Annotated in this window: 19 protein-coding genes and 1 riboswitch; of the genes, 17 read left to right on the top strand and 2 right to left on the bottom strand. The window is 34.4% G+C overall.

Annotated elements, in window-relative coordinates:
* The first annotated feature begins 201 nt into the window (after nt 1-201).
* From MHH98_RS06735 to MHH98_RS06745, 3 genes are all read left to right on the top strand, one after another.
* The gene (locus MHH98_RS06735; protein WP_340712325.1) at nt 202-927 is read left to right on the top strand and encodes a GNAT family N-acetyltransferase; all 726 of its coding nucleotides are present in this window, start codon (nt 202-204) and stop codon (nt 925-927) included.
* A gap of 330 nt (nt 928-1,257) precedes the next feature.
* The gene (locus MHH98_RS06740; RefSeq protein WP_076064875.1) at nt 1,258-1,827 is read left to right on the top strand and encodes an HAD-IA family hydrolase; all 570 of its coding nucleotides are present in this window, start codon (nt 1,258-1,260) and stop codon (nt 1,825-1,827) included.
* Nucleotides 1,828-1,898: 71 nt separating this feature from the next.
* Nucleotides 1,899-2,249: a hypothetical protein gene (locus MHH98_RS06745; RefSeq protein WP_038186717.1), complete on the top strand. Its 351-nt coding sequence runs from the start codon at nt 1,899-1,901 to the stop codon at nt 2,247-2,249.
* Between the two features lie 27 nt (nt 2,250-2,276).
* Here MHH98_RS06745 and MHH98_RS06750 read toward each other — a convergent pair whose 3' ends face one another.
* Together MHH98_RS06750 and MHH98_RS06755 are read right to left on the bottom strand one after the other, a co-directional pair.
* Complete coding sequence (locus MHH98_RS06750) at nt 2,277-2,672, bottom strand: DUF3139 domain-containing protein (protein ID WP_076035199.1); 396 nt, start codon at nt 2,670-2,672, stop codon at nt 2,277-2,279.
* 112 nt (nt 2,673-2,784) lie between these two features.
* Entirely contained in the window at nt 2,785-3,663 is an 879-nt protein-coding gene (locus MHH98_RS06755) for a DUF1385 domain-containing protein (protein WP_051448794.1), read from the bottom strand.
* Nucleotides 3,664-3,844: 181 nt separating this feature from the next.
* On the opposite strand from MHH98_RS06755, the gene MHH98_RS06760 reads away from it, so the two are divergent.
* The 14 genes from MHH98_RS06760 to MHH98_RS06825 all read left to right on the top strand — a co-directional run bounded on the left by MHH98_RS06760 (nt 3,845) and on the right by MHH98_RS06825 (nt 18,375).
* The gene (locus MHH98_RS06760) at nt 3,845-4,294 is read left to right on the top strand and encodes a hypothetical protein (protein ID WP_038186708.1); all 450 of its coding nucleotides are present in this window, start codon (nt 3,845-3,847) and stop codon (nt 4,292-4,294) included.
* 27 nt (nt 4,295-4,321) lie between these two features.
* Nucleotides 4,322-4,750, top strand: a complete 429-nt coding sequence (aroQ, locus tag MHH98_RS06765) for a type II 3-dehydroquinate dehydratase (protein ID WP_076064874.1) — start codon at nt 4,322-4,324, stop codon at nt 4,748-4,750.
* A gap of 18 nt (nt 4,751-4,768) precedes the next feature.
* Nucleotides 4,769-5,830, top strand: coding sequence for a M24 family metallopeptidase (locus tag MHH98_RS06770; protein WP_038186704.1), 1,062 nt, complete (start codon nt 4,769-4,771; stop codon nt 5,828-5,830).
* Between the two features lie 21 nt (nt 5,831-5,851).
* Entirely contained in the window at nt 5,852-6,409 is a 558-nt protein-coding gene (efp, locus tag MHH98_RS06775; protein ID WP_038186701.1) for an elongation factor P, read from the top strand.
* A gap of 104 nt (nt 6,410-6,513) precedes the next feature.
* Nucleotides 6,514-6,756, top strand: a complete 243-nt coding sequence (locus MHH98_RS06780) for a SpoIIIAC/SpoIIIAD family protein (RefSeq protein ID WP_051448760.1) — start codon at nt 6,514-6,516, stop codon at nt 6,754-6,756.
* Nucleotides 6,757-6,760: 4 nt separating this feature from the next.
* Entirely contained in the window at nt 6,761-7,135 is a 375-nt protein-coding gene (locus tag MHH98_RS06785; RefSeq protein ID WP_340708824.1) for a hypothetical protein, read from the top strand.
* A gap of 87 nt (nt 7,136-7,222) precedes the next feature.
* Entirely contained in the window at nt 7,223-8,131 is a 909-nt protein-coding gene (locus MHH98_RS06790; RefSeq protein WP_051448759.1) for a stage III sporulation protein AE, read from the top strand.
* A gap of 10 nt (nt 8,132-8,141) precedes the next feature.
* Nucleotides 8,142-8,291: a hypothetical protein gene (locus MHH98_RS06795; protein ID WP_155981195.1), complete on the top strand. Its 150-nt coding sequence runs from the start codon at nt 8,142-8,144 to the stop codon at nt 8,289-8,291.
* A gap of 91 nt (nt 8,292-8,382) precedes the next feature.
* The gene (locus MHH98_RS06800) at nt 8,383-8,820 is read left to right on the top strand and encodes a hypothetical protein (protein WP_038186695.1); all 438 of its coding nucleotides are present in this window, start codon (nt 8,383-8,385) and stop codon (nt 8,818-8,820) included.
* Nucleotides 8,817-9,365 (top strand): SpoIIIAH-like family protein, encoded by a 549-nt coding sequence (locus tag MHH98_RS06805; protein ID WP_038186693.1) that lies wholly within the window; start codon nt 8,817-8,819, stop codon nt 9,363-9,365. The genes MHH98_RS06800 and MHH98_RS06805 overlap by 4 nt, the downstream gene beginning before the upstream one ends.
* A gap of 119 nt (nt 9,366-9,484) precedes the next feature.
* Nucleotides 9,485-9,976 carry an acetyl-CoA carboxylase biotin carboxyl carrier protein gene (gene accB / locus MHH98_RS06810; protein ID WP_038186691.1) on the top strand — a complete coding sequence of 164 codons (492 nt, stop codon included), beginning with the start codon at nt 9,485-9,487 and terminating at the stop codon, nt 9,974-9,976.
* Nucleotides 9,977-9,991: 15 nt separating this feature from the next.
* Nucleotides 9,992-11,347, top strand: coding sequence for an acetyl-CoA carboxylase biotin carboxylase subunit (gene accC, locus MHH98_RS06815; RefSeq protein ID WP_038186680.1), 1,356 nt, complete (start codon nt 9,992-9,994; stop codon nt 11,345-11,347).
* A 16-nt stretch (nt 11,348-11,363) separates the two neighbouring features.
* Nucleotides 11,364-11,771, top strand: a complete 408-nt coding sequence (locus tag MHH98_RS06820; RefSeq protein WP_038186672.1) for an Asp23/Gls24 family envelope stress response protein — start codon at nt 11,364-11,366, stop codon at nt 11,769-11,771.
* Nucleotides 11,772-12,326: 555 nt separating this feature from the next.
* Nucleotides 12,327-12,411, top strand: a riboswitch (cyclic di-GMP riboswitch).
* Between the two features lie 147 nt (nt 12,412-12,558).
* Nucleotides 12,559-18,375, top strand: a complete 5,817-nt coding sequence (locus MHH98_RS06825) for an NPCBM/NEW2 domain-containing protein (protein ID WP_340712327.1) — start codon at nt 12,559-12,561, stop codon at nt 18,373-18,375.
* Nucleotides 18,376-18,750 lie beyond the last annotated feature (375 nt).

Consider the following 18,750-nt stretch of genomic DNA (forward strand, 5'->3'; position numbering starts at 1 on the left):
AATACAATAGTGGCGGGAAATCCAGCAAAAGTTATAAAAAGTATTTAATTCGAGATTTGTTTCTTCTTTAACTAAAGGGTGCTTTAGTAGAAGATCATTGAGCTGTCCATACAGCTCTTTTTTATTCAACGAACGGGGCAGGTTAACGAAAGAAGGAAATTTAAAAAAAGTAAAGAATTTTTATAAAAGGGGTGAAATTAAATGGATATACTACTTCAAAAATTACAAAGATTTGGCGTGCATTACATAAAAGGTGATAATGTAATCATTTTAGAAATTTTAGAGAATAGACATAATCAAGCTACTGAAATAGATACGCTTATAAACGAGCTTTTAACTCAACTAAAAAGCAGTAAACTGAAAAAAGTAAAGTTTGAGTGTCCTAAAACTTTTTTGGATAGCTTAAATTGTACTAGAACTAAAATGGAAATTATTGGCGAAAGAGTTATATATACGAGATCTTATACAACACCATTAGATGTATCGATACCGAATTATGAGGTATGGTCAATTTCTGAGAATAACTCTATTTCTTTTTTATCTGAAGTAATGGGTAAAAATTATATTGATACAGAGAAGTTTTTAACCGGAATGAGGATTGAGCTTCCATCACAAGTAGAGAAAATGTATACAGTGTATTTAGTTAATAATGAACCAGTTGGTGTAGTTTTTCCTCATATAGAGCCAAATACAGAAAAAGAAGGTCGCATTTTTTGGATAGGCATTCATCCTGATTTTCTAGGGAAAAGGCCGGGCAAAAACTTACATTTAATAGGATTACACAGATTGAAAGATGAATTTAAGGCAAAGTCTTATCTAGGGATGACTCAAGTTGATAATACTCAAATGAGAAATATAATGGTTTCAAACGGTTGCATTCAAAATAAAAATTCAGTAATTTCATTACAACATTCTATTAAAGAATAGATAAGTAGCAATAAGTATGGAGCAGAATTAAAATGAAATTTGTGGAAAAATGCACTTAAACTAACGAGCGCTTTTGTAAGAAAATCTCTGAGCTGTTCTGACAGCTCTTTTTCTTATTCAACTAAAAGGGCAGTTAGAAAGGTCCCAGAGGATAAAAATTAGGTAGATTAAGTTTAGAAAAAAGAAGAAAGTAAATACTATTTCTATAGTATTAGAAGAAATTTATACATGAATATTTCCGTGGTAAAATAAAGGCGATACATTATGTGAAATTACAACAACTTTTACGAGGACATACTAAATAAATTTGTAGAAATCAGGAGGGTTTATGTGAATATCTTATGGGATTTTGACGGTACTTTATTTGATACATATCCAGCATACACAGAAAATTTGTATAAAGTACTAAATGGCACAGTTGCTCGAGAAGATATTTATCGTGAATTGAAGATTTCAGCGACACATGCATTTAATCATTTTAAATTAACAGATGAACAAATAAAAGAAGTTAAAAAGCTTAATCTAGAGTTACCACCAAGTAGTATAAAGCCGTTTCCTGATGTTGAGAAAATTTTGCGATTTGCAAACAAAAATGTCATTATGACACATAAGGAGAGACAACCTGTTCTGGATATTCTCCAATACTATGGTTTTGAAAAATACTTCGTTGAAATTGTGACTGTTGAAAATGGCTATCCACGCAAGCCTGACCCAACTTCGTATCAATATTTACATGATAAATATGATTTAGATATCGCGATTGGAGATAGAGAACTCGATTTAATCCCGGCAAAGAAAATTGGACTGGTGAGTTGTATGTATCAGGGGAATTGTGAAGTGGCAGATTTTCAAATAAATGATTATGATGATTTTTTTAAAGTAGTAAAATTAAATAGATAAACGTAATTTTTTATTCCTCACCTATGTGAACATTCATGATAAAATGAAGACAATTTGTTAGGAGTGATCATGTGAGTAATAAAATTGCGGGTATTTTCTTCCCGGCGTTTGCGATGTTAGGTGTTATCGCGATGACATTGACAGGGGCTTTTGGAAATGATGAAGCAAATAAATCCTATTTTCTACTTAGCTTAGTCCTTATTTTCCCATTAACTTTTTTAGTGCAGGGAATTTCATGTGCTTTAAATAATATTAATCCATGGATTGCATTAGCAGTTTCTTATATTGCTTTTATCATTATCCTGTTTACGGTATTAAACAGCTCTGCATGGGGATATGGCTTATATTTTCTTGTATTTTGGATTATTGGTTACTTTGGAGCAAAAGGCATTCAAAAGCTTCGCGCTAATAAAAACAAATAAATCTGTGCAATTTCTGCACAGATTTTTTTAGTTTTTATAAGCATTTGCACAAATTTCTTCACTATGTTTCGCCTTTTTAAAGGTGCGTACAACTAACGGATTCTCTTCGCAAAATTGAATGATTGCTTTATTTTCTTTATGTAGTCCGTAATAATAAGTAATTTGCGGTTCATCTTTAAATCGTAATTGAAATAAGCCGCGATAATAATCTTTGTGTACTACTTGTTTAGGTTCTATGTAACCAGATTTATCGAGAATTAACATTTCTGTCGTAATGTCGTTTCTTTCCATATGTTTTTTCATATGATATTGAACTAAAAGCATCGTATAAGGATTGCCATTTTTAATAATATAAAAATATAAAAAAGACAGACTACTAATAAGTAACAAAAAAGCAGAAATAAGAAAAAGTCTCTTCTTCAATAGAAAGAACCTCCTTTATTAAAATATACCAATTAAAACCATTTGTGTAAATTGTCATTTTGGGAACAACAATAAAAACGCAGAAGAGCTCCTGAGTTCTTCTGCGTTTCTATTAGTTTACTGATATATTTTTTGGGTCTTTCTCGATTTCTAATAATTTATTAAACGAAGCGATAGCGACTTCTACTTGGTCGTCTTTGGGTTCTTTTGTTGTAAGTAATTGAAGCCATAAACCAGGATAACCTAAATAGCGCAGTACTGGTACATTCCGACAAGCATTAGTCCATTGCAATACTTCAAAAGCCACTCCAAGTACAACTGGGATTAATAAGATACGATCCACAATGCGTAACCAAAACGGATCTGTTGGTACTAAGAAGTAGATGAACATACCTACGATAACTGTAAATAACATAAAACTACTACCACATCTGTAGTGTAAACGTGATTGAGCTTGTACATTTTCTACTGTTAAAGGTAGACCGTTTTCATAACAATTTATAACCTTATGTTCAGAGCCGTGGTACTGGAAAACACGTTTAATAAGTGGAGTCAGTGATACAAAATAAATATAACTGAGTAGCAATATTAGTTTGAAACCACTCTCTAACAAAATTTGTGCAGTTTTTCCTGGAAGCCATGTATGGAAAAGCTGTGCCAAGAATACAGGAATCAATGTGAAAATAAATTTACCGAAAAGGAATGAAAGTACGCCAATTGCAGCTACTCCTAAAATCATTTGGAGCTTCGAACCTTCTTCAGTGGATTCTTCAACTTCTTCACCTGGATTGACATCATAGCGATCACCTGCAAATTGTAAATGCTTGGAGCCGTTTGCAGCTGATTCAATAATAGCAACTATCCCTCTAATAAAAGGGATCTTTTTCAGCCTTTGAAGCGCTGGCTTTTTTTCTTTTTTAACATAGAAATACTCTATTGAGTCATCATTACGGCGAATAGCGGATACAGTATGTTCTTTACCGCCCATCATTACGCCCTCAATCAATGCTTGCCCCCCATAAATTGGAGTCTGAGGTTGATCCTTCACTTGCCACACCGCTCTCTTTTTGTATATTCAACTGTTCTTATTGTACTAAAAATTATAAAAAAGCTCTAGGAAAAGAATAGCTTTTGAAAATGAGGCAATGCTTGTAAAAAAGGAGTGTTGTGTTTTGAAAATACATGTCTTGTTTTGGACATCCATTTTAAGTGCCGTGTCGTTCACGGTTTGTTTACGATTACTACAATTATTTTCAATCATTCATTGGAGTCCAATCGGGTGGTCTAAGAGATGGCATTTATTCAGTGGACATATGCCATTATTTAAATGGACAACATTAGCGGTCATGTTGTTTGTTTTAGCAATAGTGATTTATTATTTAAGTGAACTCTGCATTGCTATTCGTGCAGATATAGCGGCGATGGGATTGAGTGTTATTTTTCTATTTGGATTACAGTGGTGGATGTTCGGTACGGTAGAGTTAAAAAAAGTATCGATCCCTATCTTCGTTTTAATCGCCATGCATTTACGTTTTATAGTAGAAACTGCAATGTTCCATAAAAAAGCAGAAAGTTTAGACACCCGAAGTAAAATGCCTTATAATACTGATGTGGTAAAATAAATTCATTCAAATCGGAGGGGGAGAGATATGAAGTACTTATGTTTAAATGGGCCTAATTTAAATCGATTAGGTAAAAGAGAGCCAGGAATATATGGCTCGGAAACTCTTCAAGATATAGATAAAGCCCTTCAAAAGCTAGCTGGTGAGTTTGGTGCCACAATTGAATTAAAGCAGTCTAATCACGAAGGCCAGTTGATAGACTGGATTCATGACGCTGAAGACAATGAAATTGCTGGCATTGTCTTTAATCCAGGTGCATATACACATACAAGTGTTGCGATACGTGATGCTATCGCTTCCGTAAATGTACCTGTTATCGAGGTGCATATCTCGAATATACATAAACGTGAAGAATTCCGTCACCACTCATATTTAGCACCAGAGTGTGTGGGACAAATTTCTGGATTAGGGACTAAGGGGTACCAACTTGCATTACGCATGTTTTTAGAACAATAACAGGGGGAATTGATTATTATGGAAAAACTAAAAAAATTAAGAGCAGCATTACAAGAACAAGGGCTTGATGCAATGCTTATTACAAATGACTATAATCGTCGTTACATGACTGATTTTACTGGAACTTCTGGGGTAGCAATTGTTTCACAAAATGATGCAGTCTTTATTACAGATTTCCGTTATACAGAACAAGCTGCTAAGCAAGTGCAAAATTATCGAATTGTACAACACCAAGCTACAATCATTGAAGAAATAGCTAATCAAGTACAAGAGATGGGTATCAAAACATTAGCATTTGAGAAAGAAGATGTTAGTTATAGCACATTTGAAATATATTCGAAACATCTAAAAACTGATTTAGTCGGAGTTTCAGGTTTAGTAGAAAAAATCCGCTTGATTAAGACGGAACAAGAGATTAATATAATAAAGGTCGCTTGTGAAATAGCAGATGCTGCATTCGAGCATATACTAACATTTATTAAAGCTGGCAAAACAGAATTAGAAGTATCAAATGAATTGGAATTCTTCATGCGCAAACAAGGAGCAACTTCATCTTCTTTTGATACAATTGTTGCATCAGGTGTACGCTCGGCATTGCCACATGGCGTTGCAACTGATAAAATAATAGAAACTGGTGATTTTGTCACCTTAGATTTTGGTGCGCTCTATAACGGCTATATCTCTGATACAACACGTACAGTTGCAGTTGGAGAGCCTTCAGATCAATTGAAGGAAATTTACAACATTGTATTAAATGCTGAATTACTTGGATTAGAGCAGTTTAAACCAGGTATGACAGGTATTGAAGCTGATGCAGTAACACGTGATTATATTAAAGCACATGGATATGGTGAGGCATTTGGCCACTCAACAGGTCATGGAATTGGTTTAGAAGTACATGAAGGTCCTGGATTATCATTCCGTTCACCTACTGTATTAGAACCAGGTATGGTCGTGACATGTGAACCTGGTATTTATCTACCAGGAATCGGTGGTGTCCGTATTGAGGACGATACATTAATCACAGAGACAGGTAATGAAAAACTAACTCATTCCACAAAAGAACTAATCATTTTATAAAGTAATATTGGAGGAACATTCATGATTTCAGTAAACGATTTTCGTACAGGCCTAACAATCGTAGTAGACGGTGGACTTTTCCGTGTACTAGATTTCCAACACGTAAAACCTGGTAAAGGTGCAGCTTTTGTACGATCAAAACTTCGTAACCTACGTAACGGTTCAGTAATGGAAAAAACTTTCCGTGCAGGTGAAAAAGTAGAGAAAGCTCAAATTGACAATAACAAAATGCAATATCTATATGCTTCAGGTGATAATCATGTGTTCATGAACACTGAAACTTATGACCAAATTGAATTATCTGAAAACCAACTTAAAGACGAATTGAAATTCTTATTAGAGAACATGGAAGTTTCAATCATGTCTTACGAAGGAGAAATCCTTGGTGTTGATCTTCCAAATACAGTTCTTCTAGAAGTAATTGAGACTGAACCAGGTATTAAAGGTGATACAGCTTCAGGTGGCTCTAAACCAGCAACAGTTCAAACTGGATTAGTTGTACAAGTACCATTCTTTGTTAATGTTGGTGACAAATTAGTTATTAACACTGAAGAAGGCACTTACGTATCTCGTGGATAATTAAGTCATTCTTTAAAATCGACCCTTATAGCTTATGCTATAAGGGTCGATTTTTTTGTCTAATTCGATGTTTGTATGATTGGAAATCATAACTCTTTCTAACTTTGCATAGATTAGATTATACAAGAGGAGGGGCAGCTACGGAACTTCAAGACATTCTACGCATCGCCGGTATTGGACTTGTGATTGCGCTTTTACATATCTTCTTTGAACAAACCGGTAAAAAGGAATTTTCTTTTTTTCTTTATTTTCTAGCCTATATGTATATCGCAGCGGAACTACTTCATTTTTTGCGTTTGTTCTTTGATGAAATTCTCACCTTCTTCCAATGGTTAACGGCTACCTGAGCTTATGACGATATTATTTTACGCTGTGATTATGCTTATTCTTTTAATGTTCATTCAAATGGCAATTCCTGCTTTGCATCGTGTCTTTTATACGGTGTTTTTTTTCTTATTAATGAGCTTTTTATTAATGCGTTTATTCATCCCGTTTCTTCAAAGGTTATTGCATGCATTTCCAATTGAGATCCCATATTTATCGCTTATCCTAGGCAGTGCATTTATATATTTCATTTCAACAGCCGTGTCACAACATTTAAATGACCAGGATTATGAAGCACTTGCCTTTTTATCACATACAGCGGTAAAGCTTGTTATTTTATCGCTTTGGCTAAAAGAGATAATTGAATTATTTTCAATTTGGCAACGTTTGATCGAACCATAGTAGATAAAGGTTGTCATTTTTATGGACAAACTCAATTTAATAGAAGAGATTTTTGGGTAAACGTCAAAAAAAGATAGGAGGGCAAGATTGGACTGGTTACAGGAGATTTTGGTCGCCCCCTTCAAGGACACATTATTTACACTCGTTTCATTACTTTTTTATGCACTACTCTTTTTATTATTAAATTTTATAATGCCTCAATTTAAAGAGTGGACAAGGGTTTTCTTTTTTATCGCTATACTTACTACGACATTAAAGCCAGTTTATCAATCATTTACTATGATGCAGGCATTATCTGAGAATATGATTGCATTCTTTAGTGCCCTTTATCCAATATTAATGTCTGCAATGGCCATCTCAGCAGGAGCTATGTCATTAATGGCGTGGCATCCTATGTTATTACTACTCATTCAATTTGCTGTATTTTTAACGGGGAGATGGCTAATTCCTCTGTTGACGGCATCTTTGATTTTTGATTTTCTATCTCGTTTCATGCCAGAAATATCTTTTGCTCGAATGGCTGACTTTATACGAGTACTTGTATTAAGCGTCGTTTCTGCTACAGTCATGTGCTATTCGATGTTTCTAGTTATGAATAGTGTAGTTTCAGTATCTTTTACCGGAGCTGCACTAGGACCATTGAAAAAGATGATCCAACAAAACATTCCATTCATAGGTTCTTTTATAACTGAGAGTTTAAGTACATTTAGAAAATATTCATCAACTACTGCAACGGTAACGAGTACAGGTTTAATGATAGGTATATTTACTGCTGCTATTATCCCGACATTGAAAATTTTAATGACAGGATTAAGTTTTCGTTTCTTGGCAGCATTGATGGAACCTTTTTCTGATAAAGATATTGCGAGTTTTTTAGATGATATAGGCAAAACATTATTTGTTTTGTGTGCAGTATCTTTTATTATTGCATTTGCCTTCTTTTTCACAGCGATATTAGCCGTTATACTTCTGAAACTACAAATACAAGAAGGATAGGATTGGGGTTGTGGAAGCATTTTTACTTGGTTTAGTCGTCATTATATTCGTTGGCAAAATTGTAAGTTTACTATTGGAGGACCCAGAAGAGTGGGTTATTCTATTGAAAATAATCGTTGCAATATGGATTTTAAAGTTTGTTTTTAATTTTTGGCATTAGTATCTCATAGATTAGAGTTATGCTTCATACAATGATGTAGATAACAGGAAAGATGTGAAGAGGGGGATGACTAGCTCGGGCGGTGCAGAATATGAAAAAAACGTCAATTTACTATGTAGGAATATTGATGGCAATTGTCATCATTATTGTGGCCATGTTTTCATACAATAATGAAAATCCTATGAAAACATCGTCTAAAGGAGAGAATGTATCTACTAATGAAGCGGAACAGCTAGCAGTCATTTTATCTAGGATTGACAAAGTCGGGAAAGTTGAGCTTTATTTTTATGCAGGTGGACAAACGGCACAAGATGTAAAAAAAGATTCTTCATCCTTAGAGAATTATTTCAGCTGGTCTAATACAACTGGACAAGAAAGTGGGCAAGTAACTGGAGTATTAGTTGTTGCGGAAGGGGCGAATGACATCGCGGTAAAGAATGAATTAGTAACTACGCTGACAAAAGTGCTGGAAATTCCTGCACACAGAATTGTTGTAATGCCTATGGAAAAGAGAGGGGAAATAAAATGAGAGTAAAAAAGAGAGCAGTTTGGTTTTTAACATTATTGAGTTTAGCAGCAGTTATTTCAGTGTACTATCTTATGAATCCAGCACAACCATTTAATGGTCTTAAAATCTTCTCAGATAGCACATTAAATAGCACAGCAGTTGATGATATTGCTAAACTAACAGGCAATGATAAAACACCTGTCACAGCACAAAGTGACTTATTTGAAGAAATGCGTATGGAGTTAATAAATGAACGTAGTCAATTGAAAACAACTCTAACGCAAAAAATAGCTTCAGATAAGTATACAGCTGAAGAAAAGAATGAAGCATTTAACGAGATGGATGTTATTGTTAAGAAAGAATCTAATGAAGCGATGCTAGAATTGCTCATTAAAACTTTAGGTTATTCAGATGCATTTGTACGAGCTGAAAATGATCAAATTCGTGTTACAGTACAATCTGCTGAATTATCAAAATCAAAAGCAGATGAAATCGTATACACGGTTAAAAAAGAGGTACCTACAGCTGGTAAAATAGTAGTCGACTTTAAATCTGAGTCTTTTTAACGAAAAAATAACGATATTGTCTTGAATAATTCCTATTTTCAATTATCTATTTAAAAATACCCCAAAACACGATAGAATAAGTAGTGTATTATATTTCACAAAATTAAGGGGAGTAATTTATGTTGAAAATTCAGGAAATTCGAGAAATTATTAAATTAGTAGATTCATCTTCAATCGACGAGTTCGTTTATGAGGTAGCAGATACAAAAGTGAAACTTAAAAAACATGGTGGTGTGGCAGTTGTAACTGAAGCGCCAGTAGTTAAAGTAGCTCCAGTTGCAGCGCCAGCACCAGTTGCGGCTCCTGCAGCACCAGTTGCAGCACCAGTTGTAGCTGAAGCAGCGCCAGCAGCACCAGCAGTGGATGCATCATTATACAAAATCACTTCACCGATGGTAGGAACTTTCTATCAAGCTCCAAACCCTGAATCACCAGCTTTCGTAAAAGTTGGAGATAAAGTAGGCGAAGAAGCAGTAGTATGTATCGTTGAAGCTATGAAATTATTTAATGAAATCGAAGCAGAAGTTAGTGGCGAAATCGTTGAAATTCTTGTTAAAGATGGCGATCTAGTTGAATATGGTCAACCTCTGTTCCTAGTAAAAGAGAACTAAGGGAGGCCTATCCAAATGAAAAAAGTATTAATTGCAAACCGTGGAGAAATAGCGGTACGTATTATTCGCGCTTGTAAAGAATTAGATATTCAGTCTGTAGCTGTGTACTCAGAAGCAGATCGTGATGCACTTCACGTTCAATTAGCTGACGAAGCATATTGCATCGGACCAAAACTTTCTAGTGAGAGTTATTTGAAAATTAGTAGTATACTAAGTGTTGCTCAAAAAACTGGCTGTGATGGAATTCACCCAGGATATGGCTTCTTAGCAGAGAATGCTAGCTTTGCAGAAGCATGTGAAGATGCTGGTATTACTTTCATTGGACCAACTTCAGATGCCATCAAAATGATGGGTATTAAAGATATAGCAAAAGACTCAATGATTAAAGCCGGTGTACCTACAGTTCCAGGTTCAGTTGGTATCGTTGCAGATGCAGCTGAAGCAGCCGAAGTTGCGAAAGGTATTGGTTACCCAGTAATCATTAAAGCAACTGCCGGTGGTGGTGGTAAAGGGATCCGTGTAGCACGCACTGAGGAAGAATTGATTAAAGGTGTTCAAATCACTCAAAAAGAAGCTGCTGCAGCATTCGGTAACCCTGGCGTATACTTAGAAAAATTCATCGAGGATTTCCGTCACTGTGAAATACAAATACTAGCGGACAACTATGGCAATACAATTCACCTAGGTGAACGTGATTGTACAGTTCAACGTCGTATGCAAAAACTTGTTGAAGAAGCTCCGTCTCCTGCACTTTCTGAGGAACGTCGCGTTGAGATGGGTGAGGCTGCAGTTAAAGCTGCGTTAGCTTGTGGATACCGCGGTGCTGGTACGGTAGAATTCATCTTTGACTACCATGAAGACAAGTTTTACTTCATGGAAATGAATACACGTATTCAAGTAGAACATCCAGTAACTGAAATGATTACAGGTATTGATCTTGTTCAACAACAGCTTAAGATTGCTTCTGGCGAGAAATTAGTGTATAAACAAGAAGATGTGAAAGTGAATGGTTGGGCGATGGAATGTCGTATCAATGCTGAGAATCCATCTAAAAACTTTATGCCTTCACCGGGTAAAGTAGAAGATTATATAGCTCCGGGTGGTTACGGTGTCCGTATCGACTCTGCTATGTATCCAGGATATAGTATTCCTCCGTTCTACGATTCAATGGTTGCAAAATTGATTGTACATGCAGATACACGTGAAGAAGCAATTGCTAAGATGAAACGCGCATTAGGTGAATTCATTGTTGAAGGACCAGGCATTCAAACAACAATTCCTTTCCACGCTAAATTAATGGATCATGAGGTATTCAAAAAAGGTGATTTCAATACGAAGTTCCTTGAAGAAAATGACGTCATGAATTCATAAGAAAGGGGCGAATTCTATGGCTGAAAAAGTGATACAATCTTTACCTCAAAGCACTCCTGCTGGTAAGGAAGAGCTAGGTAAGATTGAAGTAGCGCCTGAAGTTATTGAAGTTATTGCAGGAATTGCTACTACAGAAGTGGAAGGCGTTTCTGGTACAAGAGGAAACTTCGCTACAGGCGTAGTAGAAAAATTCGGTAAAAAGGTTCATGGGAAAGGTATTAAAACCGAATGGACTGAAGCGGGCTTAATCGTAGATGTATATTGCTTCGTGCAATATGGAGCATCTGTTGCGAAAGTAGCTCATCAAGTTCAAACCCAGATTCGTGAAGCTATCTTTAATATGACATCTCTTGCAACGCAAGAGGTAAATGTACATATTACCGGCATCCAATTTGATCAAATGAACGATGCAAAAACTGAATAATGTAAAAAAACACCACTTCCAATGAAGTGGTGTTTTTTTATTGTGTTGAAAATCAAACTCGTCATTAGAAAGAATCAAATAATTTCGTTAAAAACTCTTTGGTATAAATAAATGAGAGGTTTTTATTTGTTTAAAGATATCCCACAATCAATTACTAATGAATCTATGATCCAAATAATAAAATAATTTTGCTATAGCTAGCAATTTAAACGATTTAAAGTTAATGCTCATAACTACTAGAGGATAATGAATAGTTTAGGAGTTTTTTCTTATAGTTTAATGAATGTATAGTGATATAGGTAAAAAATTTAAAGGTAAAATATTTAATGTGATACATTATTACTATATAAGAAAAAACACAATTCAAGTAAAGTTTAAGTAATGCGACTTTTTCGATAATGAAAATGATATTTTTATTATAAAACCAATAAATAGGAGATAAGTTTTAGGTTGTAATAACTAGAGTGAGGGAAATAAATTGGAACTTATTAGATGTAAAACAATTCATATGATTCATGATGTAGTGTAAGATATCATGGTACTTTAGATTTATAAAAATTGAATAGGCAAACCTAGAGAAATTTAGGGACGCAAAGCTAGAGGGGCTAAGGTTGAAAAACTATGCCAGCCAGTTGCCAAAGAGTACATTATACTTTTTGTTATTTTGGGTTAAATAAAAATGTCTTAATCATTTTTATTTAGACGTTATCAAAAGTTAGCTACTCTCTTATAGAGTAGCTTTTTTAATGAACTTCTTAGGGTTTTATTCATCTGGAGGAGAAAGCATATGTCAAAGAAAATGTCTAAATTAATTGCTATTGCAACATCAACAGCGTTGTTAGCAAGTTATTCGGGGAGTGCTGTGAATGTTTTGGCAGCACCGAATACCAATGCTAATAAAACGGCATTAGAAAGCAAGATCAATGAGGCAATAAATGCTACAGTTAGTAAATTTGATTTATACGGAAATAGTAGTTTAAGTGAGTATAATGAAGTCTTCAAAATGAATAATACAAACATTAAATCGATAACAAACAACGGGGGAAATTATTCAGGCTCTCCTATTAATAAAGCAATAGATGGTGATATGAATACACATTGGGAGACTGGAAGAGCGAATACTGCGCAGTTTACTAACGAGGTAGTATTCAATTTAAATGAATCGACTGAATTAAATAGAATTGTTTATGCTGCTAGACAAACCAGTGCTAAAGGCAAAGGATTTGCGGAAGAGTTTGAAATTTATAGCTCTATCTCGGATGAAGGTGATGATTATACTTTAGTATCTCCTGGAGAATATAAAGGTTCAACCAGTGATGTTGTTGAAATTCAATTTAAACCAACTGAATTCAAAAGAATCAAATTTGTGTTCAAAAAGGCCAATCAAGATTGGGCAAGTGCAGCAGAATTTAGTTTTTATAAAGAAGACCAAGTAAAAGAGAGTATGAAAAAACTATTTACTGATGAAAACCATAATAAAGTATCTGATGAGTTCAATACAGTAGAAAAGTTAGAAGCATTAGAGAAAAAGGTTCAATCACACCCTTTATATGATGAATTTATAGAAGATATAGAAGATGCATTAGTATTAATAAATGAATCAAACATAGAAGCAACTAAAGCCAAAACAAAACCTTTTGAGTATTATTCTAATGAGGAATATTCTAAGTTGTTTAGAATGGATATTGAAAATATTAAGAGTATCCGAAATAATGCTGGTCAGTATCTTAGTCAAGTAATCGGGAATGCCGTCGATGGCAACCTAGATACTTACTGGGAAACGAATAAAAGTAATTCAAATGACTTCACAAATGAAGTAGAAGTAGAATTTAAAAAATCAGTGGAATTAAATAGAATCATGTATGGAGCAAGAAAATCTGATCGCAAAGGATTCGCTGAAGAGTTTGAAATTTATGCTTCTCAAACGTCTAAAGGAGATACATATCAACTAGTTACAACAGGTAAACATAATATGGTAGAAGGATTAGTCGAAGCTAAATTCGAATCTACTAAATTTAAAAGAATTAAATTTAAGTTCAAGAAATCAAATCAAAATTGGGCAACTTTATCGGAATTAGCTTTCTATACTGAAGATGTCATAGAAGATAAGGTGAATAGTATTTTCACTGATGGAACAATGAGTAAGGTAGTGCCAGAATTCAATAGTGTAGATAAAATCAACGCACTGGAGAAGGAAGCGAAAGGACACCCACTATATTCTATTCTAAAAGATCGACTAGATTTAGCTAAATCTATTGTGAATGGAGTTCAAATCGAAGGAACTCTAGTTGTAGCAGAACAACATGGAGATATGGTGAAACATGCAAATCAAAACCTGAAGTTTGGCTTTGGTAACAATCTGCAGCCTACAGGCTTCGCTGCTCAACCAGGAGATCAAATTACTGTTTATGTTGATGCGGATGCAACAGGACCATTACCTAAGTTATCTTTTGCCCAGCAAGAAGGTTCTTGGTCTAGTTGGAGAAAAGATGTCAGCCTAGTACCTGGTAAAAATGAAATCACTGTACCAAAGGTTAATAAAGATAGCTGGTATAACAAGGCTGTCACTCCTGGTGGAAGTATTTATATCATTAATCCATATACGAAAGAACAACAAGAAAAAGCGCCGACAATCCGATTTGAAGGTGTGAAAAAAATTCCTTTCGCAACAGCAGATACTAATGTAAAAGAGTTCAAATCATTCTTAATTGATTACAAGAAAAAATTAGATGAAGATAAAGCAAAACATCCAAATGTTGAAGATAGAGAAATGCTAGACGTATTCGAATTCGTGAGTGACCATATTTTCTGGACGGGTACAGCAACAGGTGCGTACAAAACGTATATAGAAGATGGCTATAGCCCACTTGAAACAATCAAGTCGTACAATACACATATGAAAGAAATATTTAAATATTATGGACTGGATGCTAGTAGTGAAAGTCATGACCCTAAATATATTCGAGATAATGTACGTCTTGCTCAACCATATGCGTATATGTATGCAGCTGGCGACCATATCGGTACTTTAGATGATGTTGTTGCTAATCACTTAATTCCATTTGAAGTAAGAGGCCCATCATGGGGCTTAACACATGAGATAGGTCATAGAATGGATGTAAGTGTTAGGTTATACGGTGAAACAACGAACAATATGTTACCACAATACATGTCTGGCTATTACGGTAAGTTAGATAATAGAATCCCATATGAAGCAAACATTTATAAAAATGTAATAAAAGAAAATTTAAAAGATTATAATGATCAAGGAGTTTTCGAGAAGTTAGGTGTGTATTGGCAATTAGAGATGTATAGCCCTGGCTATTGGGGGAAATTAAATAGACTTTATCGAGAAAGAGATGTAAAGCTTACAGATGGAGAAAGCTCTAAACAACAATATTTGGTTGAATTCTCTTCTGAAGTATTGGAGTTGGATTTAAGTGAACATTTTGCTAGACATGGATTTGTGGTTAATGAAAAAACAAGAGAGAAAACTGCCAAGTATAAGAAACCAAAGAAATCGTGGTATTTAAATGACTCTGTAGTAGGCTATGAAGGAAGAGGAATAGAAGACAAAAATGCTTCGGTTAAAGTTAGCATTGCTTCGAATGCTTCCGCTAAATCAAAGACGTTAAGTTTCAAAATGGATAAGAAATATAAGGACGATTTCTTAGGCTTTGAAATTTATAGAGACGGTGAATTAGTTGGATTTACTAGTACTGATCAATTTGTAGACCAAAAATTAGACATGGATCAAAACTATACTTACAAAATTATTGGCTATGATAAGAAACTAAATAGTTTAAAACCAGTAGAAGTGAAGGCGTATCAGCCAACTCTGTCAGCTGAGGAACATGTAACCCTAAAATTACGCCAAGAATTTGATCCAATGGATTACGTAAAAGCGGCTACATATCAAGGTGATGATATAACGAAAGATGTAGTTGTAAAATCGAGTAACGTCGATGTAACAAAAAAAGGGAAATATGAAATTATTTATGAAGTGAAGAATGCTGGGACTACAGAAACAAAAACAACAAAATTTACTGTGGCAAGTGATTTCACATTTATCTCTGATTTGGATGCTAAATCAGCTAATATTGCATGGGGAGGACTAAAGAAAGATTTAGCACCTGCTGGTGGAGCAATTACATTAGTTAGACAAGGCTTAGATACTACCTATGTAAAGGGAATCGGCGCACACGCAAATTCTGAAGTGGTTTATGACATTGAGGGCAAAGACTTTGACGTCTTCGAAAGCTATATAGGAATTGATCAAGCTATGAAAGGTAAAGCTTCAACTGCAACATTTGAAGTATGGGTTGATGGCGAAAAGAAATTCGAAAGTGACGTATTCAATGCGAACACAGAACATGAATTTGTAAAGGTTCCTGTTACTGGTGCTAAAGAGATAAAACTAGTGACAACAGATGCCAAAAATAACGGTAACACAGCAGATCATACAGTATGGGCAGATGCTAAGTTCACGAAAAATTCTAGTAAACCTTCATTAGCTGTACCGAAAGAAATAGTGACAGTTAAATTAAACGAAGACTTTAATGTATTAAAAGATGTAGAAGCATTTGATACTGAAGATGGCGATTTAATAGAGCAAGTTGAGGTTAAAATAAACGGCTTTAACTCAAATAAAACAGGTACTTACAATGTAGAATATTCGGTAACAGATAGTGATGGGAATACAATCTCTAAAACTAGAACAATAGTTGTTTATAGTGCGGCTTCTTACTTAAGTGATATCGATTGGGAATCAGCACGAACTGATTATGGAACAGTTCGAAAAGATAAATCTAGCACAAATAACAATATTAAATTACTAGTGAATGGTAAAAACAAAGAATTTGAAAAAGGTATTGGAACACATGCAAATGCTGAAGTGGTTTATAACCTTGCTAATTCTAACTACGAATATTTTGAAACATTTATAGGTGTGGATAGAAATATACAAGAACAAAATAATTCAAGTATTAAGTTTAAAGTTCTAGCTGATGGAAAAGAAGTTTATGACAGTGGGCTAATGAAATATAATACAGAAGCAAAACTAGTAAGAATACCTGTAAAAGATGTAAATGAATTAAAACTAGTTTTAAATGATGCAGGTAATGGAATTTCTTCAGATCATGGTAGTTTCGGTGACGCAAAATTCTTAACTTTAAATAATGCACCAAAAATGACAATAGCTAAATCCATTTCAACTAAAGTAGGACAAAAAATCGATTTAAATGAAAGCTATTCAGCAATTGATGCAGAGGACGGGGACTTAACATCTGAAGTAAAAGTTACAGGAACAGATCAAGTAAACTTTGATAGAGCCGGCAAGTATAAAATTGCGTACACAGTTACAGATAGCGATGGAAATACAGTGACAAAAACTAGAACAATCGCAGTGGTGGATATGGATGATTATAAGTACTTAACGGATTACGATTGGAAGTCAGCAAATACAGGTTGGGGAACACTTACGAAGGATAAGTCTATAAGTGGTAACGCATTAAGACTTACAGATGATTCTGATGAAGTAATATCATATGAAAGAGGTATCGGTACTCACGCGACATCAACAATCGTCTACGATTTAACGGACAAAGACTCTGCATATTTCAGTTCATTTGTTGGAGTCGATAGACAAATGTTTGGATCTGTAGGAGCAGTAAGTTTTGAAGTATATGTAGATGGTGAAAAGAAATTTGATAGTGGCGTAATGAATTCAAGAGACCCACAAAAATTTGTAGAAGTAGATATAAACGGAGCGAAGGAACTTAAACTAGTAGTTAAAGACGGTGGAAATGGTAATGGATCTGACCATGCTACTTGGGGAGATGCTAAATTACATTTCGCAAATGCAGAAAGACTATTCACGAAAGATCTAGAAAAAGCAATTGAAGAGGCAAAAGGAATTGATAAAGATGATTATACCTTTGAAAGTATGGAAATTCTAAAAACTACGCTAACTAAAGCAGAAGAGATTCTAGCTAATAAAAAATCGACTCAACAAGAAGTAGATGAAGGGTTAGCTTTATTAAAAGCTGCTAAAGAAGGTTTAGTTGAAATAGATTTAACTCAAGTGATTACTATAAAAGATAAATATTTAAGTAATTCTATCAAGAAAACGTTAGGATTAACTGGAGATATTACGCTTGGTGATATGTATAAACTGACAACTTTAACAAGTGAATCAAGAAGAGCTAGATCTCTTGAAGGTTTAGAACATGCTAAAAACTTAGTAACGCTAAATATTACAGAAAATGAAATAACAGATTTCTCTCCATTAAAAGGTTTAACTAAATTAGAAAATTTAATAGCTGATCCACAATATGTTGAAGTAGGAGAATTAAAAGGGTCAGTAATTGAAGTAGAGAATCTTGTTTTAGGAATAGATGGAAAGAAAGTCAAACCGCATTTAGCTGGGGTTAGAAACACTAAAACCTTTAAAGAAACAGAGATTGATATCAGTGAGTGGGAGCAAAATCCTGATAAGCTAATGATAGATATTTCAAAAGAGGATAAAGGAATCTACATGATGACATTAGTCTATAAAGTAGAAGACAACCCTATATATTTAATTTATGTTATTGATAATAATTAGTTTAAAAATTTTTATGGTAGAAATATTATTGGATAATAACAGGGAAATTTAATTTTGTCTATTGTATTATTTTGTAATTTAACAATATGAAAATGGGCTGTTCTAAAAGTCGGAGAAAACCGTCTTTTGGTGCGGCTTTTTTTCTTTATATTTGTGATATGTTAAATAACTCTGTTTAGTGGTGGCACCTATTTACTAACGGGGCGGGTTACTTCAAGAAGAAGATATTGTGTATTTGGCATTTTTTTGGGGGTAGGGGACATACCTTCTTAACAGGAGGGATAAACCGAGCAGGGGGTATTGAACCAGTTAATATGGACTTTATTACATTTGATTTGTGAGATAGGTGAAAGGTGTAGCCTTGTTTAATAACTA

Origin of the sequence: Viridibacillus sp. FSL H8-0110, from assembly GCF_038003565.1 — a bacterium.
GTDB classification, from domain to species: Bacteria; Bacillota; Bacilli; order Bacillales_A; family Planococcaceae; genus Viridibacillus; species Viridibacillus arenosi.

Excerpts from the sequence above, each read along its gene's own strand:
- MHH98_RS06820 (WP_038186672.1), top strand. The coding sequence starts at position 11,364 with ATGGCTGAAAAAGTGATACAATCTTTACCTCAAAGCACTCCTGCTGGT.
- MHH98_RS06735 (WP_340712325.1), top strand. The coding sequence starts at position 202 with ATGGATATACTACTTCAAAAATTACAAAGATTTGGCGTGCATTACATA.
- MHH98_RS06805 (WP_038186693.1), top strand. The coding sequence starts at position 8,817 with ATGAGAGTAAAAAAGAGAGCAGTTTGGTTTTTAACATTATTGAGTTTA.
- aroQ (WP_076064874.1), top strand. The coding sequence starts at position 4,322 with ATGAAGTACTTATGTTTAAATGGGCCTAATTTAAATCGATTAGGTAAA.
- MHH98_RS06770 (WP_038186704.1), top strand. The coding sequence starts at position 4,769 with ATGGAAAAACTAAAAAAATTAAGAGCAGCATTACAAGAACAAGGGCTT.
- accB (WP_038186691.1), top strand. The coding sequence starts at position 9,485 with ATGTTGAAAATTCAGGAAATTCGAGAAATTATTAAATTAGTAGATTCA.
- efp (WP_038186701.1), top strand. The coding sequence starts at position 5,852 with ATGATTTCAGTAAACGATTTTCGTACAGGCCTAACAATCGTAGTAGAC.
- MHH98_RS06825 (WP_340712327.1), top strand. The coding sequence starts at position 12,559 with ATGTCAAAGAAAATGTCTAAATTAATTGCTATTGCAACATCAACAGCG.
- MHH98_RS06755 (WP_051448794.1), bottom strand. The coding sequence starts at position 3,663 with ATGATGGGCGGTAAAGAACATACTGTATCCGCTATTCGCCGTAATGAT.
- accC (WP_038186680.1), top strand. The coding sequence starts at position 9,992 with ATGAAAAAAGTATTAATTGCAAACCGTGGAGAAATAGCGGTACGTATT.
- MHH98_RS06785 (WP_340708824.1), top strand. The coding sequence starts at position 6,761 with ATGACGATATTATTTTACGCTGTGATTATGCTTATTCTTTTAATGTTC.
- MHH98_RS06800 (WP_038186695.1), top strand. The coding sequence starts at position 8,383 with ATGAAAAAAACGTCAATTTACTATGTAGGAATATTGATGGCAATTGTC.